The 23,502-nt window shown below is 59.8% G+C and carries 26 protein-coding genes and 1 pseudogene; 14 read left to right on the plus strand and 13 right to left on the minus strand.

Annotated elements, in window-relative coordinates:
• The first annotated feature begins 25 nt into the window (after positions 1-25).
• On the plus strand, positions 26-955 hold the full coding sequence (locus tag VF285_RS04585; RefSeq protein WP_346951498.1) for a LysR family transcriptional regulator: 930 nt from the start codon (positions 26-28) through the stop codon (positions 953-955).
• Here VF285_RS04585 and VF285_RS04590 read toward each other — a convergent pair.
• The gene (locus VF285_RS04590) at positions 873-1,751 is read right to left on the minus strand and encodes a helix-turn-helix transcriptional regulator (RefSeq protein WP_346951446.1); all 879 of its coding nucleotides are present in this window, start codon (positions 1,749-1,751) and stop codon (positions 873-875) included. The two genes, VF285_RS04585 and VF285_RS04590, sit on opposite strands and share 83 nt — an antisense overlap.
• A gap of 221 nt (positions 1,752-1,972) precedes the next feature.
• Between VF285_RS04590 and VF285_RS04595 the strand changes: the two genes are divergently transcribed.
• Positions 1,973-2,836, plus strand: a complete 864-nt coding sequence (locus VF285_RS04595; protein ID WP_346951447.1) for an aldo/keto reductase family oxidoreductase — start codon at positions 1,973-1,975, stop codon at positions 2,834-2,836.
• Between the two features lie 69 nt (positions 2,837-2,905).
• Here the strand turns inward: VF285_RS04595 and VF285_RS04600 are convergent, their stop codons facing one another.
• Together VF285_RS04600 and VF285_RS04605 are read right to left on the minus strand one after the other, a co-directional pair.
• Positions 2,906-3,064 (minus strand): hypothetical protein, encoded by a 159-nt coding sequence (locus VF285_RS04600; protein ID WP_346951448.1) that lies wholly within the window; start codon positions 3,062-3,064, stop codon positions 2,906-2,908.
• Between the two features lie 198 nt (positions 3,065-3,262).
• A pseudogene (locus tag VF285_RS04605) lies at positions 3,263-3,493 on the minus strand (MBL fold metallo-hydrolase); the annotation flags it as partial.
• Between the two features lie 236 nt (positions 3,494-3,729).
• On the opposite strand from VF285_RS04605, the gene VF285_RS04610 reads away from it, so the two are divergent.
• The 8 genes from VF285_RS04610 to VF285_RS04645 all read left to right on the plus strand — a co-directional run bounded on the left by VF285_RS04610 (position 3,730) and on the right by VF285_RS04645 (position 10,505).
• Positions 3,730-4,047, plus strand: coding sequence for a metalloregulator ArsR/SmtB family transcription factor (locus VF285_RS04610; RefSeq protein WP_346951449.1), 318 nt, complete (start codon positions 3,730-3,732; stop codon positions 4,045-4,047).
• The gene (locus VF285_RS04615; protein ID WP_346951450.1) at positions 4,047-4,481 is read left to right on the plus strand and encodes a YeeE/YedE family protein; all 435 of its coding nucleotides are present in this window, start codon (positions 4,047-4,049) and stop codon (positions 4,479-4,481) included. The genes VF285_RS04610 and VF285_RS04615 overlap by 1 nt, the downstream gene beginning before the upstream one ends.
• A 10-nt stretch (positions 4,482-4,491) precedes the next feature.
• On the plus strand, positions 4,492-4,968 hold the full coding sequence (locus VF285_RS04620; protein ID WP_346951451.1) for a YeeE/YedE family protein: 477 nt from the start codon (positions 4,492-4,494) through the stop codon (positions 4,966-4,968).
• 135 nt (positions 4,969-5,103) lie between these two features.
• Positions 5,104-5,385 (plus strand): helix-turn-helix domain-containing protein, encoded by a 282-nt coding sequence (locus tag VF285_RS04625; protein ID WP_346951452.1) that lies wholly within the window; start codon positions 5,104-5,106, stop codon positions 5,383-5,385.
• Between the two features lie 253 nt (positions 5,386-5,638).
• Positions 5,639-7,339, plus strand: a complete 1,701-nt coding sequence (locus VF285_RS04630) for a hypothetical protein (protein ID WP_346951453.1) — start codon at positions 5,639-5,641, stop codon at positions 7,337-7,339.
• 356 nt (positions 7,340-7,695) lie between these two features.
• On the plus strand, positions 7,696-8,046 hold the full coding sequence (locus VF285_RS04635; RefSeq protein ID WP_346951454.1) for a Spx/MgsR family RNA polymerase-binding regulatory protein: 351 nt from the start codon (positions 7,696-7,698) through the stop codon (positions 8,044-8,046).
• Positions 8,047-8,238: 192 nt separating this feature from the next.
• Positions 8,239-9,303: a DMT family transporter gene (locus tag VF285_RS04640; RefSeq protein ID WP_346951455.1), complete on the plus strand. Its 1,065-nt coding sequence runs from the start codon at positions 8,239-8,241 to the stop codon at positions 9,301-9,303.
• A gap of 155 nt (positions 9,304-9,458) precedes the next feature.
• Positions 9,459-10,505 (plus strand): aldo/keto reductase, encoded by a 1,047-nt coding sequence (locus VF285_RS04645; protein ID WP_346951456.1) that lies wholly within the window; start codon positions 9,459-9,461, stop codon positions 10,503-10,505.
• A gap of 74 nt (positions 10,506-10,579) precedes the next feature.
• Here the strand turns inward: VF285_RS04645 and VF285_RS04650 are convergent, their stop codons facing one another.
• Complete coding sequence (locus VF285_RS04650; protein WP_346951457.1) at positions 10,580-11,875, minus strand: diguanylate cyclase; 1,296 nt, start codon at positions 11,873-11,875, stop codon at positions 10,580-10,582.
• 314 nt (positions 11,876-12,189) lie between these two features.
• Here VF285_RS04650 and VF285_RS04655 point away from each other — a divergent pair, with 314 nt between their 5' ends.
• Positions 12,190-12,777, plus strand: a complete 588-nt coding sequence (locus VF285_RS04655; protein WP_414648066.1) for a PIN domain-containing protein — start codon at positions 12,190-12,192, stop codon at positions 12,775-12,777.
• Between the two features lie 102 nt (positions 12,778-12,879).
• Here VF285_RS04655 and VF285_RS04660 read toward each other — a convergent pair whose 3' ends face one another.
• Together VF285_RS04660 and VF285_RS04665 are read right to left on the minus strand one after the other, a co-directional pair.
• Positions 12,880-13,875 carry a 2-keto-3-deoxygluconate permease gene (locus VF285_RS04660; RefSeq protein WP_346951459.1) on the minus strand — a complete coding sequence of 332 codons (996 nt, stop codon included), beginning with the start codon at positions 13,873-13,875 and terminating at the stop codon, positions 12,880-12,882.
• Positions 13,876-13,936: 61 nt separating this feature from the next.
• The gene (locus VF285_RS04665) at positions 13,937-15,103 is read right to left on the minus strand and encodes a mandelate racemase/muconate lactonizing enzyme family protein (protein ID WP_346951460.1); all 1,167 of its coding nucleotides are present in this window, start codon (positions 15,101-15,103) and stop codon (positions 13,937-13,939) included.
• Between the two features lie 108 nt (positions 15,104-15,211).
• Here VF285_RS04665 and VF285_RS04670 point away from each other — a divergent pair, with 108 nt between their 5' ends.
• Complete coding sequence (locus VF285_RS04670; RefSeq protein WP_346951461.1) at positions 15,212-16,132, plus strand: LysR family transcriptional regulator; 921 nt, start codon at positions 15,212-15,214, stop codon at positions 16,130-16,132.
• Between the two features lie 76 nt (positions 16,133-16,208).
• Here VF285_RS04670 and VF285_RS04675 read toward each other — a convergent pair whose 3' ends face one another.
• On the minus strand, positions 16,209-16,835 hold the full coding sequence (locus tag VF285_RS04675) for an AAA family ATPase (RefSeq protein WP_346951462.1): 627 nt from the start codon (positions 16,833-16,835) through the stop codon (positions 16,209-16,211).
• Positions 16,832-17,140, minus strand: coding sequence for a type II toxin-antitoxin system prevent-host-death family antitoxin (locus VF285_RS04680; RefSeq protein ID WP_346951463.1), 309 nt, complete (start codon positions 17,138-17,140; stop codon positions 16,832-16,834). The genes VF285_RS04675 and VF285_RS04680 overlap by 4 nt, the downstream gene beginning before the upstream one ends.
• 206 nt (positions 17,141-17,346) lie before the next feature.
• On the opposite strand from VF285_RS04680, the gene mtnN reads away from it, so the two are divergent.
• Positions 17,347-18,327, plus strand: a complete 981-nt coding sequence (mtnN, locus tag VF285_RS04685; protein ID WP_346951464.1) for a 5'-methylthioadenosine/S-adenosylhomocysteine nucleosidase — start codon at positions 17,347-17,349, stop codon at positions 18,325-18,327.
• Between the two features lie 16 nt (positions 18,328-18,343).
• The gene (locus VF285_RS04690; RefSeq protein ID WP_346951465.1) at positions 18,344-19,507 is read left to right on the plus strand and encodes an amidohydrolase family protein; all 1,164 of its coding nucleotides are present in this window, start codon (positions 18,344-18,346) and stop codon (positions 19,505-19,507) included.
• 20 nt (positions 19,508-19,527) lie between these two features.
• Here the strand turns inward: VF285_RS04690 and VF285_RS04695 are convergent, their stop codons facing one another.
• From VF285_RS04695 to VF285_RS04715, 5 genes are all read right to left on the minus strand, one after another.
• Positions 19,528-19,917 (minus strand): VOC family protein, encoded by a 390-nt coding sequence (locus tag VF285_RS04695; protein ID WP_346951466.1) that lies wholly within the window; start codon positions 19,915-19,917, stop codon positions 19,528-19,530.
• 45 nt (positions 19,918-19,962) lie between these two features.
• Positions 19,963-20,439: an RES family NAD+ phosphorylase gene (locus VF285_RS04700; protein ID WP_346951467.1), complete on the minus strand. Its 477-nt coding sequence runs from the start codon at positions 20,437-20,439 to the stop codon at positions 19,963-19,965.
• Positions 20,436-20,882, minus strand: coding sequence for a type II toxin-antitoxin system Xre/ParS family antitoxin (parS, locus tag VF285_RS04705; RefSeq protein WP_346951468.1), 447 nt, complete (start codon positions 20,880-20,882; stop codon positions 20,436-20,438). The genes VF285_RS04700 and parS overlap by 4 nt, the downstream gene beginning before the upstream one ends.
• Positions 20,883-20,993: 111 nt before the next feature.
• Positions 20,994-21,725 (minus strand): ABC transporter ATP-binding protein, encoded by a 732-nt coding sequence (locus tag VF285_RS04710; protein WP_346951469.1) that lies wholly within the window; start codon positions 21,723-21,725, stop codon positions 20,994-20,996.
• Complete coding sequence (locus VF285_RS04715) at positions 21,722-23,485, minus strand: branched-chain amino acid ABC transporter ATP-binding protein/permease (protein WP_346951470.1); 1,764 nt, start codon at positions 23,483-23,485, stop codon at positions 21,722-21,724. Before VF285_RS04715 ends, VF285_RS04710 begins: the two co-directional genes overlap by 4 nt.
• Positions 23,486-23,502 lie beyond the last annotated feature (17 nt).

Here is a 23,502-nt window from a genome sequence, read left to right on the forward strand (position 1 = left end):
AAACAATTTCTGCATTTCAATGAAAATCATCCGGCTCGATGACGTCCAGATCTTTGTCCGCACCGCAGAGGCCGGCAGCTTCTCCGAAGCGGCGCGCCACTTGAACATCGCACCCGGTCAGGCGAGCGCATCGGTGGGAAGACTCGAGAAGGCCCTGGACACCCGACTGTTCACGCGATCCACGCGCAGCATGCATCTGTCGGAAGCCGGGGAGCGTTACCTGCCGCACGCGCGCGGCATGGTGGACGCCCAAGAGCAAGGCCGGCAAGCCCTGGCTGACGGTCAGTCGGCGCTGACCGGTCCGCTACGACTGTCGGCTCCCTCCGACTTCGGACGCAATCTGCTCCTACCCTGGCTGGACGACTTCCAGCACCTGCATCCTGGCCTGTCATTGCATCTGAAGATGAGCGACCGCGCAGCCGACCTCATTCGCCAGCCGCTGGACGCTGTCGTACGCTACGGCACACTGCCCGATTCATCGCTGCTCGCCCTCCCGTTGGCCCCAGACAATCGGCGGGCATTATGTGCTGCGCCCGCCTATCTGAAGCGGTTTGGAGCCCCAGCCAAGCCTGACGACCTGCGGCGCCACAATTGTCTGCGGTATGTGTGGAGCGAGCAGGTTCACGAGCGCTGGCGCTTCACTTTGCCAAGTGGTGACCGCACGGTCACCGTCACGGGCAACCGCGTCAGCGACGATGCCGATGCAGTTCGTCGCTGGGCCATCTCCGGTGAGGGATTGGTCTACAAATCTCGACTGGACCTGATCGATGATCTGTCGGCGGGCCGGTTGGTGGAGCTGTTTCCGGCGACATACGGAGAACCTGCACCGCTGCACCTGATCTGCGCGCATCGCTCGCAGCTGACGCCGGTCATCAGCCAGTTGCAAGGTTTTCTGCGAGAGCGGTGTACTGCCTTGATGAGCCATCAATATTCTGGCCTGCAAGAATCGCCTTGATGCGCTCGGTGTCCACGGCTCGGGCAGGATTCCAGACCACCAGCCGCATTCCGGGCCGATCGCCCACCGCAAAGGCTGAATACTCGAGCTCGATCTCTCCCAGCACGGGGTGACGCAGGCCCTTGATGCCGTCGCTTTGCGAGCGCACGCTCTGCTCGTGCCAGATGGCTTTGAATTCTTCGCTGCGCAGGCACAGCTCGTCGACCAGCGGTTTGGCCTCGCGCTCGGCGCCTGCACGCGTCACGTCGGCACGAAACGTCGCCACTGCAAAACGTGCACAACTTTCCCAGTGCAGCATCGCCGCGCGATAACGCGCGTCGCAGAATATGGCCCGCAATACGTTGCGCCGCCCTGGCTCGACGGACAGAAAGTCCGCCATCAAGGTGGCAGCAGCACGGTTCTGGGCGACGACATCCCAGGTGGCTGTCTTCACGACAGCCGGGCTGTACTCCAATGCATCAAGGACGCGCTGCAGCGGCGCATCAATGCCGCCCGGCACCCGATAGTGCACTTCCGGCGGGCGGCCCAACGCCAGGAGAAACAAATGTTCACGTTCAGCTTCGGTCAGCAGCAGGGCTTGAGCCACGCGACCCAGCACCGCCGCTGAAGGTGCCCCACCCCGCCCCTGTTCGAGCCACGTGTACCACGTCACGCTGACGTGAGCCCGCAGTGCCACTTCCTCGCGTCGCAACCCTGGCGTGCGCCGACGCTGACGAGGATACCCGAAGGTTTCAGGGTCGAGCTTGCTGCGCCGGTCCTTCAGAAACTGGCCAAGCTTGTTGCGCTCATCGTCCATGGTGATCCTGTTGGTGTTTATACCCGGATAAAGACACTACTTTACCTGTATGGGAGTCAAGCGCAATGTAGCACCGTCACTGGCTCACAACGATAGGACTTACATGAGCATTGAGAAAAACTTGAATCCTTCGCGGGCGACAAAATCGCCTCATGTACGACGCTTGAAGACAGCTACGCTGTTTCTCGTGCTGCCCGTCCAAATGGAGAATTAGCAGCCTCATGAACACGACACGCCACAGCACTTACACATTGGCCGGCGGCTTGACGCTTGCACGCATGGGCTACGGCGCCATGCAGCTGGCGGGGCCTCACGTATTCGGCCCACCCAAGGATCGCGATGCTGCCATCGCGGTATTGCGCGAAGTCGTGCACCTGGGCATCAACCACATCGATACCAGCGACTTCTACGGACCGTACGTAACCAATGAAATCATCAAGGAAGCGCTGCACCCGTATCCGGCCGGGCTTCACTTCGCGACAAAGGTCGGCGCGTTGCGCGATGCCGATGGTGGCTGGCCCAAGGCGCTCGCGCCCGCACAGCTGCGCCAGGCGGTCCATGACAACCTCGAGCACCTGGCGCTGGACGCGCTCGACATCGTCAACCTGCGCGTGGGCGGCTTCGACCACCCCGAACCAGGGTCGATCGCCGAGCCCTTCAGCGTGCTGGCCGAACTGCAACGGGAAGGGCTGATCCGGCACCTCGGCGTCAGCACCGTTTCAGCAGAGCAGATCGCCGAAGCACAGGCGATTGCTCCCATCGTGTGTGTTCAGAACTACTACAACATCGCCCATCGCGATGACGACGCGTTGATCGACGTGCTGGCCGCACAAGGCATCGCCTACACGCCTTATTTTCCACTTGGCGGGTTCACGCCGCTGCAGTCCGCGACGCTCTCCGCGGTAGCGCGACGCCTGCAGGCAAGCCCCATGCAGGTGGCGCTGGCGTGGCTGTTGCAGCGCTCTCCCAACATCTTGCTGATTCCCGGCACATCGTCGATTGCGCATTTGCACGAAAACACTGCAAGCACGTCGCTCGTGCTCCCCGCAGACGAACTGGATCGACTCGAAGGGGTGGCGGCATGAACGCGACACTGCACGTGGGTGATGCCACCGTCACCCGGGTTGTCGAATGGGCGGGACCCATCCGTACCGTCACGGAAATCCTGCCGGATACCCAGGATGCAAACTGGGACGAACATCGCCGAGCGGCGCACAGGCCAGGGTGCGCTCTTTGTCGGCGACCTGCTGCACAGCCCAGTGCAGATCCTGCATCCGGAGCATCGCTGCTGCTTCGATCTCGATGCTGCTCAAGCCCGCTCCACCCGCAGGCGAATCCTTGCACGCGCAGCAGACGAAGGCTTGCTTTTGCTGCCGGGCCACTTTCCGGGCCACAGTGCCGCGATGGTTCACGCGGCACACGACGAGCATCACTTCATGATCTCGCAGTGGGCAGACCTGCCAGGTGCGGCCCGGGCAAAGCCGCTCCGTAGAGGAGGACGCGCCGGATAACTACAGCGCGTTGACGGGGATCTTCAGGTACGCCACGCCGTTGTCTTCTGGTGGGGGCAGGGAGCCGGCCCGGATGTTGACCTGCAATGCAGGCAGGATGAGGCGAGGGGGCGAGAGGGTCGCGTCGCATGACTCGCGAGCAGCAATGAACTGCACCTCGGAGACGCCGTCGTAGACGTGGATATTGTCAGCCCGTTGCTGTGCGACGGAGCTTTCCCACTGCGGGTCCCTAGCTGCGGCCTGTGTCATGGTCTGCGCGCCGGGTACGTCGAAGTTCAGCACCGAATCGATGATGGCTGCATCGTGGCCGTCGGACAGCACATAGCTGACGATACCGGACGTGGTATCGAAGAAGGGCTGGATCTGAGCGAGCATGTCATGCACTCCCGATCATTATTTATAAATACATTATATTTGAATAGAATATATGTATGTATATAATGAATCACGTTTTCGCCGGAGGGTGCATGCCCGATACAGTCTTGGATCCATCTGTCTTGCGCGCGGCTGCGGCCGATGTCGCAAGCAAGCTCAAGGTATTGGCAAACCCTGAACGCCTGCTGCTGCTGTGCCAGCTCTCGCAGGGCGAACGCTGTGTGAGCGAGCTGGAAGAAGCGCTGGACATCCGTCAGCCGACGCTGTCCCAGCAGTTGGGGGTCCTGCGCACCGAAGGCGTCGTGAATGCACGGCGTGCGGGCAAATACATCTACTACAGCGTGGCAGATGAGAACCTGCTGCGCATCCTGGCGCTGCTCTACGAGCTCTACTGTCCCAAGGAGGACTGATGATGATTGATTGGGCTGCGTTCACGCCGTGGTCGGCACTGGCCGGGGGCGTGCTGATTGGTTTGTCGGCGGCAGCGTATGTGCTGCTCAACGGCCGCATTGCGGGCGTGAGCGGCATCTTGGGCGGACTGCTGCGGCCACACCCTGCCGATGCCGGGTGGCGCGTCGCATTTTTGATTGGACTGATCGTCACACCTGGCCTCTTCAGCTTGTTCGGGCATTGGCCTGCTGTGCCCATCGATACCGGGTATGGCAGCCTCATTCTGGCCGGGCTGCTGGTGGGTATCGGCACGCGGTTGGGTTCGGGCTGTACATCCGGGCACGGCGTCTGCGGCCTGGCGCGCTTGTCACCCCGCTCATTGGTGGCCACTGTGCTCTTCATGGCCGCCGGCTTTGCCACGGTCTTCGTGATTCGTCACCTGTTGGGTTTTTAGGAGCATCAACATGGGTATCGTCACTTCGTTGCTGGTGGGCGTGGCCTTTGGCGTCGGGCTCATTCTCTCGGGCATGGTGCTGCCCGCGAAGGTCCTGGGGTTTCTGGACATTACGGGTGCGTGGGATCCCTCCCTGGGGCTGGTCATGATAGGTGCGGTGCTCACGGGCATCGGAGCCTTCACAGTCGCGCGCCATCGCCAGCGCTCTCTCCTCGGGTTTGAGATGAAGCTGCCCACGGCCCACAACATCGACCGCAGGCTTGTGCTGGGCAGCCTGATCTTTGGCGTCGGCTGGGGGATTGCGGGCTTGTGCCCGGGACCTGCCATCGTGAACCTGGGTACGGGACAGGCCAAGGCCATCGTCTTCTTCGTTGCGCTGGTCGCGGGCATGGGTCTTTTCGAGTTCATCGAACGCCACAAGCATCAGCGGTATTCCACAACAGCTCGCAACGACGACGCTCGCGACAATATACAAAATATTGCATAAGTCGCTTATGCCCTCTTTTAAGGCCGTCGAGTTTCTGGGAAGCTCACTTGACGATCTTCGCGCCTTCCCTCTTTCCGTCAAGCGTGAGGCTGGCCACCAGATAGATTATCGAGATCTATTGCAGGAGCTAGACAAATGAACAGCCAACGATTTGCCAACGTTTGGGATGCCATCGAGGACACCTCAGAAGAAGCGGAAAACATGAAGCTTCGCTCTGCCCTCATGACAACCCTGGAGCAGCACATAACTCGCGTCAAGATGAGCCAAGCCGAAGCCGCCAAGCTTTTTGGCGTGACCCAGCCCCGTGTCTCTGATCTGATGCGCGGGAAAATCAACGTGTTTGGTCTCGATGCGCTAGTGAATGTGGCCACCGCCGCGGGGCTGCACATCGAGATGCGTGTGCTCGAGCCTATCTGACGGATCTAACGTTTACCCACATTGGAATCATGAACGGGAAAAGGTTCACCTTCGGCCAGAAGCAGTCACCTGACTAGAATGCTCGAATTGGCGACAATCTGACCATTGGAGCTAACGTTAAGCATGAAGAGACGGATCGCGACGATTTCGATGGTGAGACAGTTGAATCGATTGTCAAGGCTTTTGAAGATCTGGATCAACTCAATCTCCGAAATGGAAAGTAACCCCGTGTGAGCCTCAGTGAGAACACGACATGCCCAGGAATGGCCACAATCCGGAACGGAAGCAGTTCGACGTCGAACTACGTCACGATCAACTCGGGCGACTAGGCTCCGGGGTTCTACATTTCGGAGGTAATCAATGGGCCTGTGTCAATCTCTCGATCTCCGACAATGCTCCGGAATTACGCACGGACGATGCGAAATTTGATCTTGTTAAGGCTGTAACAGACGAAGGAACCACATTTTGTCTCTGCGACTGCAAGGCTAACGGCATTGCCCTTTATGCAGATTATGTGATCGATGGTGACTTGAGCAACACCGAGTTCGACTCAATCTCTGTGCGGTACAGCGAGATATCGGAATGGTTTCTCCACTGGAGGACGGTTGACGGCTCAGTTGGTGAAGCGCTCACTTGGAAATGGATTCCGAAGGATATCAGCGTCACCGTCAAAACGGACGAAGGGCACTTCGACTTACGAAGTGAGTATCGTGCCTCTCGTAGTCAACTGGGTGAGGATCTCGTCTTGCACGAGCATGTGGAATTCGTATTTTCGGCGAAGACCAGTCAGTTCAGTCTCGCAGATGTGAAAGCAAAGACACACGAGCTCTCGTGTCTGCTTTCCATTTTGCTGGCCTATCCGGCAACCATCGTAAGTGTCGTGGTCTCACAGGGATCTGATCGCTTCCATCGAGTCCATTTCCCTACGTTCGAGCGATGCGAACGGAACAAAGATGACAATAGCTTCTGGATCCAATGCTTTATTCAGCAGCCTGCTCTGGATGGACGGTGGCAGTCGATCTTCGACCACTACTATCAATCCAAATACAGAAAGGTATGTTGGGTACGTTTGGCGGGCATGCAGCGATACGACGGATTCTGGGAATACAAAACGTTGGGGTATCTCAGTCTCTTGGATAGCTACCTGGCCATTCGGTTTGGTAGAGGGAAATCGTCTGAATCCCAGCCACCTTCTTCGAAGAAGGTAAAAAAATTCTGCCTGAATCTCGCGAACCAGCTACCAGCCATGTCTGCTCAGCAAAGGGAGAAGATTGTTGAGATTGCCTGCAGAGCATTTGCGTCAAATAGTTCCAATTTTGAAAGCAGGTATCGACTGGCGATTGCAGCTACGGATGCTGATATTAAGAAAATAATCAATCTGTCAGAGGCCGAGTTCAAGCTGATCAGGTGCGTCCGTAACAGCGCGGCACATGGAAATGACCATGGTTTAGAGCAAGAACAGTTTCCTGTCGTGTTCCGTGCTGAGTCCAAGATTGTGCTGCTACTGACATACTGGGCATTCTTGGACTTTGGGCTCACGACACATGATTTCACTGCATGCCTGAAAAGTACGCATAACAGGCTCGCGCTTACTGCCGTGATCGATCGCGTTCATATGGCTCGTGTTACCGGGGCCGCCGAATTCTTTTCGGTGACGAGAGAGAAGCTTCAACTGCTTCGAAGCATCAAGGGTCTACGAATGTTTGGATGTTGCATCGAAAGTGAGAATGGTGACCTCGCTTTTTCCGAAGAGTTCACCAAGAGATATAGTGATTGGATGCACGATCCAACCAAGACGTCGGGAACACCCGATCCTGAAGAAATCTTTGGCGTCGGTAAGAAGCAAGCCAGGTTCGTGGGGCAAGGTTACTTCGAGTGCGATGACGAGCGCCTTGCCGTTCAGCACATCTGGATTATCAAGCAGACCTCTAATGTAAAGCAGAAGCGGCCATGAGTGGTCATCCATCGATGCCTCAAAAGAGAAGTCCCTACGCTGACAGTCAACGCTATACAGAGTGACTCGCCTGAGGCTCCGACGCGAACGAGATGCACTCTTTTGCGATGATAGCGGCCCTCACGACCCACCACCATTCCAACCAGGCCGACGACCCCTCAGCCGAGTCAGCAGATCGCGCACCATGAGCATCCAAAAAAACCGCTGATCGATGCCTATATTCATCGACACAACGAGCGCCGGATAAAGGTCTCACTGGCCAGTTGCTGTCCCATCGAGTATCGTCACGCACTAGGCCTGCTGTCTACGTACACCGTCCAAGAAAAGATCCACACCCCAAAAATGAGCAATCCGACATGACGGTTACCATCTACGGAATCAAGAACTGCGACACGATGAAGAAGGCTTTCACTTGGCTTGGTGTGCATGGCATTGATTTCACATTCCACGATTATCGCGTCGCGGGCATCACCCGCGCCGAAGTCGCGGCGTGGGTTGCCGAAGCGGGGCTCGACAAGATACTGAACAAGGCGAGCAAGACGTTCCGTGCCCTGCCCGAAGCGGCACGAGACGGTCTGGATGAAGTCAGAGCGATTGACCTGATGGTCGCAGAGCCAACGATGATCAAGCGCCCGGTGCTGACGATGCCGCACGGCATTGAAGTTGGTTTCAAGCCTGAGCGCTACGCAACGATTTTCGGGTTTTGAGCGCGGTAGCGAACTATTTTGGCCACTTCGTCGGGGCGGCTGTCGCAGCGAGCCGCTAGCTACCGCGCATAAACAGGATCAGTCCCTTCAGGGTCGGAAACGGACAATCGTAAATTGCGGCTTCCAACCCAACGCGGTCGCCCGCTTGCAAGCCATACGAAATATCTGCCTGAATAGTAATCTACCAGTACCATGTCGATTCGCTCCGCTACGCCTGCTCTTGCTGCAGCGCTCCTATTCGGTGCCAGCACCCCACTGGCAAAGTTGCTGATCGGCAATGTCACTCCTGTGCTGTTGGCAGGCCTGCTCTATCTAGGTAGTGGCATCGGCTTGGCTATCCTGCTCGCATTGCGCCACCTGATACGTGACAAGAGCGTTTATCCCTCGAAAGTTCTACATATCCCACCTGCAGAACTGCCCTGGCTCCTTGGCGCTATCTTGTTTGGGGGCGTATTCGGTCCGGCACTGCTAATACTTGGTCTGGTGCAGACTAGTGCCGCATCGGCATCACTACTGCTCAACGTCGAAGGCGTAATGACGGCTGTAATCGCCTGGGTAATATTCAAAGAAAATGCTGATTACCGAATAGTCCTGGGTATGGCGGCCATCGTCATCGGCGGTGTCTTGCTGTCGTGGGAGCCGGGTGGAAAAACCTTCTCGGCAGGGTCGCTGCTCATCGTAGGGGCATGCCTGTGCTGGGCGATAGACAACAATCTAACCCGCAAGGTCTCGACAAATGACGCCATGCTGGTCTCCTGCCTAAAGGGTTTGTTGGCAGGAGCCAGCAACACAGCCTTGGCATTTATCACCGGGGCATCGTTGCCTTCGCTGGCCGCCTTAGGCTCCAGTCTGGTGATAGGGCTCTTCGGCTACGGCCTGAGTTTGACGCTTTTCGTGGTAGCGCTGCGGACACTTGGCACGGCACGGACCGGCGCCTATTTTTCGGTGGCCCCGTTGTTTGGTGTGATTATCTCCCTGGTGTTGTGGCCGGATATGCCTGGCATATTGTTTTGGGTGGCAGCAGCGCTGATGGCCCTCGGTGTTTGGCTACATGTCCAAGAACGCCATGAGCATGAGCATACGCATGAGCCGCTGGAGCATAGCCACATGCATAGGCACGATGCGCATCATCAGCACGAACACACATTTGCCTGGGACGGCAAGGAGCCCCATTCCCATCCTCACCATCATGACGCATTGACTCACACACACCCGCACTACCCGGACATCCATCACCAACATTCGCACAATCACTGAGGCGCAGCGGTGGTAGCATTTTCTGCAGAGGAAATCGACGCGACCCGAACCCAGTTCGATGAGTGCGGTACGCACGTCCAGGACGAAGTCATCAAACGTCGCGGATCGGCTGACGCCCAGCCTCATTGATTCGGTCAACTTGGGAGTGAATCGTCATGAAGTACAAGAGACTGGGCCGCACGGGCCTGTACGTATCGGAGCTCTGCTTCGGCACCATGACACTGGGCAAGGCAGACGCGGGCATGTGGGCGTCGATCGGCGCGGTCGGCCAGGAGGATGCAACCCGGCTGATCGCCCGTGCGCTTGCCGCAGGGATCAACTTCATCGACACCGCCGACGTTTACTCCCTCGGGCAATCCGAGCGTGTGGTCGGGCAGGCACTGAAGGACCTCGGCGTGCCGCGCAATGAGATCGTGCTGGCCACGAAAGCAGCGAGCGTGATGGGCACAAAGCCGAACGACCAGGGCGCGTCGCGCGGCCATATCATGGATTCCGTTCAGCGAAGTCTGGAGCGGCTCCAGGTCGACCACATCGACCTCTATCAGATTCATGCCAACGACCCCATCACGCCGATCGAAGAAACCCTGCGGGCCCTGGACGATCTCGTGCGGCAAGGGCTTGTGCGCTACGTGGGCGTCTCGAACTGGCGAGCCGGCAAGATCGGCAAAGCGCTCGGGCTGAGCGAGGCGTTGCACGCCGCCCGCTTCGAGACGCTGCAAGCCTACTATTCAATCGCAGGGCGCGATGTGGAACGCGAATTGGTGCCGCTTGTCACCGAAGAGCAGATGGGGTTGCTCGTTTGGTCTCCCCTCGCGGGCGGCCTGCTCTCAGGCAAGTACGGTCCGGGCGCAACCACTGAAGAAGGTGCGCGGCGCACCAAATTCGACTTTCCGCCTGTCGATCTCGATCGGGCCTGGGCGTGCGTGGCAGCCATGCGGACCATTGCCGCCAAGCGTGGCGTGTCCGTTGCGCGGATTGCGCTCGCCTGGCTGCTCTCCAGGCCGCACGTCACGAGCGTCATTCTGGGCGCCAAGCGGCTCGATCAGCTTGACGACAATCTCGGCGCAGCTGACATTGTCCTTGATGCAGACGAGCTGGACCGCCTGGATGCCGTCAGTGCGCTTCCTCCTTACTACCCTGGCTGGATGGTCGAGCGCCAGGGCGCAAGCCGGATCCCCGCGCCTTTCAAGCCAGCCAACTGACACCAGGCTATCTGAACGGACAAACCGACAAGTCACCAAGGTGCGCCTGGGCTGAGCTTGCAACGCATCCACCACTATGAAGGCTGATCTCTGCTGACTGCATCGTCTACGACGCGACGATTCTTCTGCGCGTAAAGCCTGGAGTCTGCCGCTTCCAGCAGTGGCCTGGCCTGGTCGCCATCTTCAGGCATGGTGGACACACCGATGGTGATCTTGGGATAGATCGCCTCTCGAGCAGCTGCTTCGCCCACAACCGCACCAATCCGGCGAGCAATTTCCAGTGCCTTGGCGTGGTCGGTCAGCGGCAGGACCGCAATGAATTCATCGCCACCGTGACGCCCCAGGTGATCCGTTTCACGCAATACGCCTCGCACAGTTTCGGCAACCCACATCAAGGCACGATCTCCCGTGCTGTGACCATAGTGGTCATTGATGAACTTGAAGCGATCCAGATCCATCGCGAGGATGCTCAATGGCTGACCGCGCAATCGATGCTGCTTCAGCTCAGCGTCCAGCCGGGAGAGGATGCCCCGACGATTGAGCAGCCCGGTGAGCGGATCGTTGGCCGCTTCGGTCTCGAGGTGGGCCTGGGTGGTCTCCCAATTGGCCGTCATCCGGTTGAAGCAATCGGCCAGAACAGCCAATTCGTCTCGCCCACTGATATCGACCCGAACCCCCGTCTGGCCGTCATCAACCCGGCGAGCAGCACGCGTCAACGCCTGCAATGGCCGCAGCAAGGAGCGCAGGAAGACCATGGCCAGCAACGCGGCCACCGTCAACGTCAGCACCCAGCTCCACATCAACCAGTGCAGCTGGCTCTTGCGCTGTGACGCCGCATTGTCGTACCGCGCCCTGAGCGCATTGGACAGCGCCACACGCGCATCTGAAATATCCTGAGCCGCCTGCTCCAGTTCCGCGCGCGTGTGAAGAGCCGTTGCAGCGTCGGACGCCTGCTGGTCGTGCACCTGCTGAACCAGGCGACGAACAGCCGGCCGTGCCTGCATCCAGGACTGTCGTGCGTCTTCGAGGGCGCCTTTGGGTACGTCTGCGCTGTCTAGACCCACACTGATGCCGGAGAAACTCTTGTCGATGTTCTGTGTGAGCCCGGCAAAGCCCGGCACCGAGTCATTGGACTCGGCCAGCAGCTCATCGACCAATGCCTGCTGGAGATAATATTCGAGCGTAGTGAGCGGAATCAGCCCATGGATGGATTCTTCGACAGAATCGCGAAAGGCCATCTCCTGCTCGTTCAACACCACCATGCTCACTGCGCTGAGCACGGCCAGCGGCAGTAACAGCACAGCGATGACTGCCATCGTCCGTTGCCGTACCGAAAGCCTGCGCAACAGCATTTCGAGGCTCTGCCCCATCAAGTCTCCCCTGGATCTGGTTTCAGGCTGAACGAGCCGCCGCAACAATACTATCAATTTCAACCGTGAACCGAAGATCGGTCAAGATTCCCCCGGCAGAGTTGCGGAACCGGCGTGCCCGCTTCGGCTTGCTTGGGGATCAGCATGGTCCTGAGCGGCCTCGTCCGGCGGGCCGCCGCCACACACGTTCATTGATTTTGTGCAGCTGCGCTTCGAGCCTGTAGCACCATGGGGGGCTGGGCAGTAAAATCCGCGTTGTGGCGCCCTCTGCTCTGCTCCAACCCCCCTTCGTTGTCCTCGATGCCTGTGTGCTGATGTCCACACTGCAGCGCCAGTTGTTGCTGCGCGTGGCTGACCAGGACGTATTCCAGCCGATCTGGACCGAACGCATCGGCGAAGAATGGCGTCGCAACGCAGCACGCGTGTGGCAGATTTCGCCCGAAACACTGGCGGCACAATGGGACGCCATGAACCAGCGCTTCCCCAGCGCAATGGAGACCAACACCGCCCCCTACGAAGTCGGGTTGCGCTACAGCGACCCGAAGGATCTTCACGTGATCGCGGCCGGCCTGGCACGGCGAGCGCGCTGCGGCTTGCAGGGCACCCCCACCGTACAGGTGATGACGTGGAATCTGAAGGACTTCGATCGATCCGAGCTGCGGCGCCAAGGACTGGATGTCTATTCCCCCGATCAACTGCTGGCCGAATGGTGGCGGGCAGGATCATCGCGCCTGAGCGCTGCCGTGCAAGCCGTGGCCGCCGATTCTGTTGCGCTGGGCCACGCTCCCGAGCCGCTGGCTGACACCCTGGAACGCGAGCGGCTGCATCGCCTCAAGCGTTTGTGGGCCGAAGCGCCGGAACCTGGCGCTCCATGCCTTCGCAGATATCCACGTAGTTGCTGAATCCGCTTGCGCCCAGCAGCATCCGCAGGCCTGTCTCGCGATCCAGCGAAAATTTGCGCGAAAGCCCAGGCGATACCTCCGGCGTCGAGTGGTGGCCCAGTTCTACCCTTCTGGATAGACATCCATGACCTGTGTACCAGAACTTTTGTCGTCGGCACCGATCCCACCACCGAAGTGCATAGCGAAGTATGAGGTCAGGAAAGGCACCAAGATAGCTGTGAGCACAACGGATGCCGCGATTTCGATTGTGGCCTGCTGCACGAACGGATGGTAGCTGACGTCCAGCGCGGCAACAATGGCTGGGTTGGCAATCGAATTTCCGGACGAACTGGCTAGCGCAGCCCCGGCGTACCCCGGACGACGAAGAATGTAGCGGTCAGCCAGAATCGCTGCGCCACCCCCGATGACAATCGTGGTCAACCCGAGAATGACTCCACTGGTTCCGGCGTGGAGCAGATTTCCGAGGTTGATATTGGCGCCGATTGTAAAGCCAATGAAGGGTATGACTACAGCAAGGCCTGGTGCAAACAGCTTCTCGAAATCTTCATCAATGTTGCCTAGGATGGCGCCAATCAGCAGTGGTAACACGGCCGCCAGGAGGCTGATCGCCGGGATGTGGGCGAGGCCAGTGACGCCCAGGGTGAGGAGCGTCAGGAACGGGCCATCGTGAATGTTGAGAATGCACATCGCTGCGGAATCTTCGGTATCCCCGCATTCGCTGACAAGCGAGAGGTAAAGCGCACCATTGGCACCAGTGACCGTCGATACAATCGCAAGCACGGAGATACCCAGGATGCCACCCAGACCGAAGAAGTGGGCGATAACCAAGCCGAGGATGGCGCCGGCACCATACTTGGCAAGCATCAGAACCACGCCGCGTTTGATTGCCTCGGGGGCCTGACGCACCTTGAACCGCGTGCCGATAAAAAATAGCTGAAGTCCGATCATGGCGTCCAGGCCATGAGACGAGAAGATGGCTGATGTGAATGATCCAAGATTAAGCGCGCCAGGCGCGAAAGTGTGGATCAGCGCCGCCAGGACGAGTGGCACGATCAACATGCCGCCAGGAACTCGGCGGACAGTCTTTAGCACGTGCATAGTTTTGTCTCCAGTTTGCGTTTTGGTTTGATGTGGCGCGTTCGCCCCACCGATCGGACTCTCAATCCGACAATGCCCGCATCTCGCGGTATAGGTCGGCTTTTCCCTCGAATCCGATTCCGGGTAGATCAGGCAATGTCACGTAGCCGCCTTCAACCTTCACACCATCCGGGAAGCCTCCGAATGGCTGGAACAGGTCCGGGTAGCTTTCGTTGCCGCCCAGACCAAGGCCGGCCGCGATGTTCAGCGACATCTGATGGCCGCCGTGTGGAATGCAACGACTGGGTGACCAACCATGTTCCTTCAGCATCTCCAGCGTTCGCAGGTACTCGACCAGGCCGTAGCTCAATGCACAATCGAACTGCAACCAGTCACGGTCGGGGCGCATGCCGCCGTAGCGAATCAGATTGCGCGCATCTTGCATCGAGAACAGATCTTCTCCAGTGGCCATCGGGTTCTTGTAGTACTGGCGCAGCGTGCACTGCAGTTCGAAGTCCAGTGGGTCGCCTGGTTCCTCGTACCAGAACAGGTCATATTGAGACAGTGCTTTGGCATAGGCGATCGCCGTCTCCAGATCGAAGCGACCATTGGCGTCTACACATAGTCCCTGGCCGTCCTGCAAGACTTCCATGATGGCGTCGACACGGCGTAGGTCTTCATCAAGCGAGGCGCCGCCGATCTTTTTCTTGACCACCGTGTAACCGCGATCGATGTAGCTCTTCATCTCGTCCTGCAGCTTCCTGTAGTCTTGCCCGGGGTAGTAGTAGCCACCGGCGGCGTAGACAAAGATCTGGCGATCGGGTTTGCCATCGCTGTAGCGATCAGAAAGCAGCTGGAATAGCGGCTTTCCGTCGATCTTGGCCACGGCGTCCCACACGGCCATGTCGATAGTGCCAATGGCCACCGAGCGCTCGCCATGACCGCCCGGCTTCTCGTTCCTGAACATTGCGGCCCAGATCTTATGCGGGTCGAGGTTCTCGCCACTGGCATCAACCAGGTCTTCGGGTGCAGCCTCCAGGATGCGAGGGATGAAGCGTTCGCGCATCATGCTGCCTTGGCCATAGCGGCCATTGGAGTTGAAGCCGTATCCCACCACTGGCTTGCCGTCGCGGATCACGTCGGTGACGACAGCCACAAGGCTTAGGTTCATCTTGCTGAAGTCGATATAGGCGTTGCGGATGGCAGAGCTGATGGGGACGGTCTTCTCACGAATTTCGACAATTTTCACGGCTGCTTCCTGTGAATTGGTTGAGATTACAATTCCTACATAATCATCAAAAACCCTTGTCTTGACCAATGCCGTTTATCTTGTCTTTAATGCCTTGAAAGCATCGTCATGACCATAAACTTCTCATGGCTCGACGATTTCTTCGCGCTGACAACCACCGGCAACTTCTCGCGCGCGGCCGACGAACGCCACATGACGCAACCGGCATTCAGCCGCCGGGTGCGGGCTCTGGAAGAATGGCTCGGCGTCGATTTGTTTGACCGCAGCTCGCAACCCGTTCGACTGACCGAAGTAGGACAATGGTTTCGCCAGGTAGCACAGGATCTACAGGCAGAGGCCACCCGTATCCCTGGTGAAGCTCGCGCCATTGCCGAGGCAAGTTCCAAGACGCTGCGTTTTGCCTCTACCTATACGCTGTCGTTCACCTTCATGCCCCGCTGGCTGCGTGCGCTGGAGACTTGCACAACTGTCGGACCGATTCAGCTTGATTCAAACACTCAGCAGAAGTGCGAGGCGCTTATCCTGCAGAGCAAGGCACAATTCATGCTCGCCTACGGCCACGCTCAAGTACGTGGTCCGTTGGATGAGGCTGGGTGCCCACATGTGGTCGTCGGTACGGATCAGCTGATTCCGGTATCAGCACCCGACAAGAATGGTCGCCCGGTGCATCGCCTTCCAGCCGGAGGCGAGTCGACCGAGATCCATTTGCTGAGCTACAGTGCCGAGTCAGGCCTGGGTCGCATCCTGCACGTGCTGAATGGGCAGATTCTTGACCATCTGTATACACCGAATGTCCTGACGGCCCATCTAGCTTCGGTGCTGCGCGTGATGGCAATCGACGGTCGAGGCCTCGCCTGGCTACCGCAGATGCTTGTCAGCGACGACATCGAAGGCGGCCGCCTCGTCATGGCTGCGCCTGAAGAATGGTCAATCGCGCTGGAGATCCGGCTATATCGCGACCGTGCCTCACTCGGGAAGGCAGCAGAAGCCTTCTGGCTTGCCGCCCAGGCGGAAATTCCCACCCACTGAACGACGCTTGCAACACCCCACCGTGACCATGGCGCCGAGGCGCGGCGGATTCTAGAGGGCGCACAAAGCAGAACGATTACCGCTCAAAGGCCGCCTCGACAATAGGTTTCGCCCAATCTGGCGTGCGGGCGATCTCATGGGCACTGCATGGATAGAGGATTTCGCCCTGAACAACGTTCAAGACCAGCGCTGGTTCCACCGCCAGGCGACCGCCGACGGCATCGCGACTATTGTCGTAGACCCTTAAATGCGCCAGGTAGGGCATCAGGCCAATAAGGTTCTCTACAGAGCGCCGCCAACGTTCACGGACCTTTTCCGCCGGAATGTCGTGCCCGCCAGCATCAACTCTTGCATGGATACGCTCGAGGTGTTTCTCGATGCTCGCGAGCCCGCAGTACCAAACCAGGATGTCGTGGGTTGTTGAAGCATGCACGAAGCGCCCGACCATCGTATTGCCACCCAACGTGGTCTCGATGGCAACCGAACGGCCGCGGGCGAGTGCATTCTGCAATCGTCTGACACCCTCTTGCCATGCCATCCCGTTGGCTTGCATCTGCGTCACACCCAGCGCGCGCACAATACCGCGTGCATACGCATCCGGGTCGTACCACGCCAGCCCCGCACGCGTGAGCAGGCATCCGCCAAGCGAGCTCTTTCCTGCACCATTGACGCCCGCAAGCACGTAGAGCGTAGGACGGCTCATTCGGGATGCGAAACCCGAGACGCGACAGACGTTCCTACGAGGCTCTCCGGTGCACGCATGAGGGCACGCAGCCGGTCAGATGCGTCATCTGCATCCAATGCAGCCAGGCGTTTATCAAACTGCTGCCTCAACGCAGCCAGCGCGTTCCCTGCGGTGTCATCCACTTGTTGGGTGCGTTCAACCAGTTCTTTATATTGCGAGAGAGACAAAATCACCGCTTCTGGCTCCCGATGGTTGGTCACCACGATGCGTCCAGCGGTGGCCAACTCGCGGACAATGCTCTTCCAGCCCTTCTGTTTGAGCATCGACGCCGGAGTGGTAGGAAGCTGACTGAGTACGGACGAGAATGGCACGGTGGCCTCCGTTGAATAAACTGATTTAGACTATTTTATCTAAATTACCTATTTTCTGCGAAAATTAGCCGTGACAGTTTTCTCTTGCCTACTACACTGAACGCCATCCAACCCCATTCTGGACTGCACGCTGCCGATGGCAGCCGTAAACCCTGCCAATGACCACCACCAAGCCTTCCAGCCTGTTTGCGGCCCTCGCGCTGATCCTCTCCTGCGCGTTGCTGGGCGCAACGTCATACGCAGCACCCAGCGCTCAGCAGCCTGCAATTTCCAAAACGTCAGCCACCACGGGATGGCTGGACCCCACGCCGCGCATCGCCGTGATGTCGGCGTTTGCACCCGAACTCACGCGGCTACGAGCAAAGCTTCAGAATGCCAGGACCACTACCGTGAACGGGGTGGAATTTACGACGGGCACGCTGGAATCGCACCCAGTGGTGCTGCTTTTAAGCGGCATCAGCATGGTGAATGCTTCCATGAACACGCAACTGCTCTTTGATCGTTTTCACGTCAGCCGACTGATCTTCAGCGGCATCGCGGGTGGGGTCAATCCGACCCTGCACATTGGCGACGTGAGCGTTCCCGAGCGCTGGGGCCAGTACCTGGAGGTGGTGATGATGCGCGAATCCTCACCGGGGCATTTCCAGGCACCGCCATCCAAAGGAAAGGCTGAATTCGCGCCCTACGGCATGATGCAACCACGTGACGTACGCGTGCGCCGCACCGGCCAAACTCAATTTCAGGAAAAATTCTGGTTCGAGGTGGACCCCAAGATGCTGGCAGTGGCCCGTACGCTGCAAAACGTGCGGCTACAGGCCTGCGACGCTCAAAAACACTGCCTGAGCCAAACACCGCGCCTGGTCGTAGGGGGCAACGGGGTCTCGGGTCAGGCGTTCGTCGACAACGCTGCTTTCCGGCAATACGCGTATCGCACCTTTCACGCCAACGTGCTCGACATGGAAAGCGCGGCGTGCGCGATGGTGGCCTATAGCAACGGGGTACCATTCATTGCCTTCCGCTCGCTGAGCGACCTGGCCGGCGGCGGGCCGGGCGAGAACGAGATGGATACCTTCCTGCATGTCGCTGCCGACAACGCAGCACAGGTGCTGCTGGACTTTCTGCACGCGTGGCACGGCTAACGGTACGAGTACGATAATGATCGATCAATGGTTCTTCAACGGTGCCGACATCCATGGCAACCCTCTTGCACTGGCCGTGCAGGACGGGATCCTGGTATCCATCACGGCACAGCAAACACCGCCCGCGGAGGCGCGTCAAACCCTGGACTTGCAAGGCCGGGTCGTGCTGCCTGCACTGGTTGACGGCCACATCCACCTGGACAAGAGCTTCGTGGGTGACCGCTGGCATCCTCACATGCCGGCTGCCAGCCTGAAAGCACGCCTGGCCGCTGAAAAAACTCAACTGGCATCCGCGCGCCCGATCGCCGAGCGAGCCGACGCGCTGGTCCGGCAGGCCATATCGTTCGGCACCCAGGCCATGCGCTGTCACGTGGACGTGGACGCGACCACAGGACTGCGAAACCTGCAGGCGGTGGCGCAAGTGCGCGAACAATGGCGTGACAGGGTGGACATCGAACTGGTGGCCTTCCCACAGGCTGGCGTCATGTCGTGCCCCGGCACGGCCGACGTGCTGGAAGCAGCCATGAACGCAGGGGCGGACGTCATCGGCGGGATCGACCCCACGGTCTTCGATGGCGATGCCCAAGGGCAACTGGACGTCATCTTCAACATTGCTGAACGCCACGGCGCCAAGGTGGACATCCATCTGCACGAACCGGGGGAGCAGGGCCTGGCGCAGCTGACCGAGATCGCTCGCCGCACTCACGAACGCAAGCTGGAGGGGCGCGTCGCCGTCAGCCACGCATACTCGCTGGGCGAAGTCACGGAAGCCCAGGCCCGGCGCACCGCCGACACCCTCGCGCAGGCCGGAGTGTCCATCATGACGAACGCGCCTGGCGACCGGCCTTTCCCATCGATCAAGCTGCTGCGTGCCGCCGGAGTCCGGGTCTTCGCCGGCAACGACAACATCCAGGATGCCTGGTGGCCTTACGGCAACGGCGACATGCTGCAACGCACGATGCTGATCGGCTACCGATCCGGGTTCTACACAGATGAAGATCTGCTCCTGGCACTGGATATGGCGACCCACGCGGCTGCGGGGGTACTAGGCCTGCAGGGCTACGGCCTGTCGGTGGGCCACAAGGCCAATTTCGTGGCAGTGCGGGCCGCCAACGGCGCGCAGGCTGTGGCCACTGCGCCAGCGGATCGATGGTGCGTCAGAAACGGCGTCGTGGTTTGAAGAGGCAGGACCTCAGGCCCTCAAGGCGCCCAGAAGAATTCCATCCGGATGCCGCTCGGTTCGCGGAAGATGCAGTGCTTGGCTGGACCGCCTGCCACCGGCTGGGGTGAGAATTCGATCTCTACCCCCGGATAGGCCTGCAGCTTTGTGTACAGCGCATCCAGATCTGTCTCGTCGCTGACTTGCAGCGCGACGTGGTGCAGGCCGAGGTTCTTTCTGCGATCGAAGGACGTCGCCCCCGGATCAGTCTGCCACAGCGTGAAAAACGCGCTGCCATTGCTGACGAACTTCGCCGGATAGTCGGGCACTTCGCGCACTACTTTCCAGCCCAGGCATTCGGTGAAGAACGCCGTTGTCTTGTCCAGGTCGCGCACCGACAGGCCCAGATGATGGATACCCAGAATAGCCATTGCTTTCCTCCACGTTCACCCTATGGTAGCGCTTCGCGGCCTGCATCACCGCAAACGCGCATCTGCGGTAAACGACAAAGGCTCCGCCTGGCTGACGACGCGCTCGAAATCGGGGTGGGCGGGGTTCAACAGATAGTTGGTCTCACGGATGACGACGGTGCTGGGGACAGCCAGAGCCAGGCTTGCGCCCGACGACAGCCAGTCATCGCCAAGACGAGCCGTGTCGGCCGGCGCGGGGTCTTCGCGCCAGTCGGATGGCAGCGTTGCGCCATCCAGCTGCAGCACCGAATTCAGCGGCAGAGCCAGCCGAAAGAGTGCGTAGTGGTCCAGCAGCTGATAGTCATCCAGGTGGACCATCACTTCCAGGATGGCCAGCGACTCGCTGCCCGCCAAGTAGACGCAAGGCCGGCCTTTGCTATTGAAGCGGCCTCCATAGCGCTTGGCGCCTTCACCATCGAATGCGTTTCGTGCCCACTTTTTCTTTACCAGACGGTAGGCCGCCACCTCGTCGGGCGAACTCATGCAAAAACGCCATGTTCGAGCCGGCCGATGAGATCCAGCACGGCATTGGTCTGCGCCGAGGTGGACACCATGTCGACGGGGCGCGCGCCACCCAGGCCGCGCACCGCACCGCATAGCCAACGTCGGGCAGCCGGCGCATCGCCCTCGAACAGTTCAAGCGTGCGGCCAAAGATTTGAGACAGCCGATAGAGCCGGTCACTTTCATCGCGATTGAAGCGCCCGGACTTCAGCCGCCTTTGCAAGGTGGCGGGCGCGATGCCAAGCGACACGGCCAACGCCTGCCGGCCAAGACCAATGGATGCGGCCAGACGCCCGTAAACCCCTGCGGGCAGCCCTTCGGCCAGTGCGGCATAAAGCTTCTGGCCCCGCGGGGGAATGCCCACGCTTTGCCAGAAATCGGCTTCGGCCTGGACTTCGGGCACATACCTCGGAAGACTGGACATGATGAAAAGTCGCTCTCAATTGATACAAGTCGAGTATATCAATTGGAACAGAAATTGTGAGACAAATCTGTCGCCGAGAAAGCGTGCGCCCGATATCGTGGCCTTCTTCTCCTACCGTCCCAGGTACGTATCCACCACCCGCCGGTCGTGCCCCAGTTCGCTCGCAGTGCCCGACAGCACGATCTGGCCATGGTCCATCACCAGCGCGCGATCGGCATAGGACAAACCCAGCGTCAGGCTCTGCTCGGCCAGGATCGTACTCACGCCATGTGCCTTCAGGCGCGGCAAGGTTTCGAACACCGCCTTGACAGCGATGGGCGCCAGGCCAGTGGACGGTTCATCCAGCAACAGAATCTTCGGATCGGTCATCAGGGCGCGAGCGATGGCCACCATTTGCTGCTGCCCGCCCGACATCGTGCCGGCCAGCTGCTGCGCCCGCTCTTCCAGCACCGGGAACATCTCCAGGACGCGCTGGCGCACCTCGGCGCGCCGCTCGGGCGCGCACAGGCGGCTGGCCAGGGCCAGGTGATCTGCCACTGACATCTTGGGGAACAGTTCGCGGCCGCTGGGCACGTGGCCGATACCCAGGCGGGTCACCACGTGAGGCGGCTTGCCGTGCAGCGGCGTGCCCAGCAGCCGGATCTGGCCACTACGGGCGGGCACCAGCCCGGCAATGACTCGCAGCAGCGTGGTCTTGCCAGCGCCATTGGCTCCCAGCACGACCAGTACCTCACCCGTATGCACGGAAAACGAAATGTCGCTGAGGATGGTCAGCGGCCCGAAGCCTGCGCTCACCCCCTGGACGGACAAGGCCTCGGCAGCTGCATTCTGAACCTGCGTCATGCCACGTCTCCCAGATAGGACCGGACCACCACCGGATCGTTGAGGACCTCGTCGGGCACACCGTGCGCAATCTTGTGCCCGAAATCGAGCACCAGCATGCGATCGGACAGATCCGCCACGGCCGCGATGACGTGTTCGACACAGATGACGGCGTGAACCCCCAGTTCTGGAAAGCGCCGGATGACGTTACGCACGGTTTCCTGCTCGTCGCGGGTCATGCCTGCCATGACCTCGTCGAGCAGCACCACGTCCGGCTGCACCGCCAGCACCCGGGCGATCTCGAGTTCGCGCTGGCGGCCCGGACTCAGCATGCCGGCCTGCTCGAGCTTGAGTTCCTCCAGTCCGAGAATATGCATGACTGCGGCGGAATACTCTGCGGCCCGGTGCGACTGCCGTCCATGGCGCGCCGCCACCAGCACGTTCTCCCAGACGGTGAGGTCGCCCAGCAGGCGCGGGATCTGGAAAGTACGCGCAATGCCCATGTGCACGCGGCCATACAGCGGAACGGCGGTGATGTCCTTGCCAAACAGCGAAATCTGACCCTCGCTGATGGGCACGGCACCCGTAATGGCATTGAACAAGGTGGTCTTGCCAGCGCCGTTGGCTCCGATCACGCACAGGATCTCGCCTTCGTTCACTTCGAACGACACTTTGTTCACCGCAACGTGGCCGCCGAAGCGGACGCTGACATCCCGTACCTGCAGGACCGGCCGCGCAGTGACCACCTCCAGAGCCGTGCTTGAAACGGCCGGCGCCAGTCGCTCGATGTCAGCGGGGAAGGTTTCCGGCACGCGCACCGGCTTGCGCACCAGGTGCCCGCCCAGCCGATTGATGAGCGACACGACGCCGCCGGGCAGGCGCAGCACGACGACGATCACGATCAGGCCGTATAGGGCGAGCTTGATGGCCGGCACTTTGACAAGCAGCACCTCGGCCACGGCCATCAGGACGGCAGCGCCGATGAGTGGCCCCCACAGCGTACCGATGCCGCCAAACAGCACGAACACGATCGTGAGCAGATCCATGGTCGGGTCGAAGGCGCTGGGCGGATCGATGTAACTGCGGTTCCAGGCCACCAGCCCGCCGGCAATGGCGGGAAACAGGGCACTGAGGGCAAAGACCAGTGTCTTCACCTTGTTGGTGGGCACCCCCAATGCCAGTGCCGCGTCTTCGTCTTCCCGCACGCTCATGGCGTCCAGCCCGAAGCCGGATTTCTCGATGAAAAGGTTGGCCGCAAACGCAGCCACACCGGTCAACAGCATGATCCCGTAGACCGCCACAGGCGTCAGGTCGCCGCTGATGACCGTGCCCCCGGCCCCGCCCGGAAATTGCCAGTCGGTGAAGATTGTCTCCATGATGCGCGCCAACCCCAGCATGCCCAGGGCAAACAGGATGCCGCGCAGGCGCAGCATGATGGGGCCCACGAGCACCGCCACGGCGACGGAGACCATGCCGCCCACGAACACCGAAAGGTACCAGGGCACAGCTGTGTGCATCACCAGCATGGCGGTGGCATAGGCCCCGATGCCGAAGAACGCGACGTGGCCAAAGGAAAGATAGCCGGTATAGCCGGCCAGCAGGTTCCAGCTATAGGCCAGGATCACGGCCTGGATGATGTCGGTGGCAAACTGGATCGTGTAGGCCGAGCCATAGGCCGGAACCGCCAATCCGACGACGCACAGGACAATGACCATCCCGATGGCGGGCAACGGCACTCTGCGTGAATGCGAGGGTGAAACCTTGGACTCGGATGAGCTCATGCAGCTTCCTTGATACG

This window comes from Castellaniella sp., from assembly GCF_036379515.1.
Classification (GTDB): Bacteria; Pseudomonadota; Gammaproteobacteria; order Burkholderiales; family Burkholderiaceae_B; genus Castellaniella.

Coding starts and splice junctions, on each gene's coding strand:
- VF285_RS04695 (WP_346951466.1), bottom strand. CDS start 19,917: ATGGCTATTCTGGGTATCCATCATCTGGGCCTGTCGGTGCGCGACCTG.
- VF285_RS04650 (WP_346951457.1), bottom strand. CDS start 11,875: ATGGGGCAGAGCCTCGAAATGCTGTTGCGCAGGCTTTCGGTACGGCAA.
- VF285_RS04670 (WP_346951461.1), top strand. CDS start 15,212: ATGACCATAAACTTCTCATGGCTCGACGATTTCTTCGCGCTGACAACC.
- VF285_RS04645 (WP_346951456.1), top strand. CDS start 9,459: ATGAAGTACAAGAGACTGGGCCGCACGGGCCTGTACGTATCGGAGCTC.
- VF285_RS04640 (WP_346951455.1), top strand. CDS start 8,239: ATGTCGATTCGCTCCGCTACGCCTGCTCTTGCTGCAGCGCTCCTATTC.
- VF285_RS04620 (WP_346951451.1), top strand. CDS start 4,492: ATGGGTATCGTCACTTCGTTGCTGGTGGGCGTGGCCTTTGGCGTCGGG.
- VF285_RS04660 (WP_346951459.1), bottom strand. CDS start 13,875: ATGCACGTGCTAAAGACTGTCCGCCGAGTTCCTGGCGGCATGTTGATC.
- VF285_RS04635 (WP_346951454.1), top strand. CDS start 7,696: ATGACGGTTACCATCTACGGAATCAAGAACTGCGACACGATGAAGAAG.
- parS (WP_346951468.1), bottom strand. CDS start 20,882: ATGTCCAGTCTTCCGAGGTATGTGCCCGAAGTCCAGGCCGAAGCCGAT.
- VF285_RS04715 (WP_346951470.1), bottom strand. CDS start 23,485: ATGAGCTCATCCGAGTCCAAGGTTTCACCCTCGCATTCACGCAGAGTG.
- VF285_RS04700 (WP_346951467.1), bottom strand. CDS start 20,439: ATGAGTTCGCCCGACGAGGTGGCGGCCTACCGTCTGGTAAAGAAAAAG.
- VF285_RS04595 (WP_346951447.1), top strand. CDS start 1,973: ATGAACACGACACGCCACAGCACTTACACATTGGCCGGCGGCTTGACG.
- VF285_RS04630 (WP_346951453.1), top strand. CDS start 5,639: ATGCCCAGGAATGGCCACAATCCGGAACGGAAGCAGTTCGACGTCGAA.
- VF285_RS04615 (WP_346951450.1), top strand. CDS start 4,047: ATGATGATTGATTGGGCTGCGTTCACGCCGTGGTCGGCACTGGCCGGG.
- VF285_RS04590 (WP_346951446.1), bottom strand. CDS start 1,751: ATGGACGATGAGCGCAACAAGCTTGGCCAGTTTCTGAAGGACCGGCGC.
- VF285_RS04625 (WP_346951452.1), top strand. CDS start 5,104: ATGAACAGCCAACGATTTGCCAACGTTTGGGATGCCATCGAGGACACC.
- VF285_RS04680 (WP_346951463.1), bottom strand. CDS start 17,140: ATGCTCAAACAGAAGGGCTGGAAGAGCATTGTCCGCGAGTTGGCCACC.
- VF285_RS04655 (WP_414648066.1), top strand. CDS start 12,190: ATGTCCACACTGCAGCGCCAGTTGTTGCTGCGCGTGGCTGACCAGGAC.
- mtnN (WP_346951464.1), top strand. CDS start 17,347: ATGACCACCACCAAGCCTTCCAGCCTGTTTGCGGCCCTCGCGCTGATC.
- VF285_RS04710 (WP_346951469.1), bottom strand. CDS start 21,725: ATGACGCAGGTTCAGAATGCAGCTGCCGAGGCCTTGTCCGTCCAGGGG.
- VF285_RS04610 (WP_346951449.1), top strand. CDS start 3,730: ATGCCCGATACAGTCTTGGATCCATCTGTCTTGCGCGCGGCTGCGGCC.
- VF285_RS04675 (WP_346951462.1), bottom strand. CDS start 16,835: ATGAGCCGTCCTACGCTCTACGTGCTTGCGGGCGTCAATGGTGCAGGA.
- VF285_RS04690 (WP_346951465.1), top strand. CDS start 18,344: ATGATCGATCAATGGTTCTTCAACGGTGCCGACATCCATGGCAACCCT.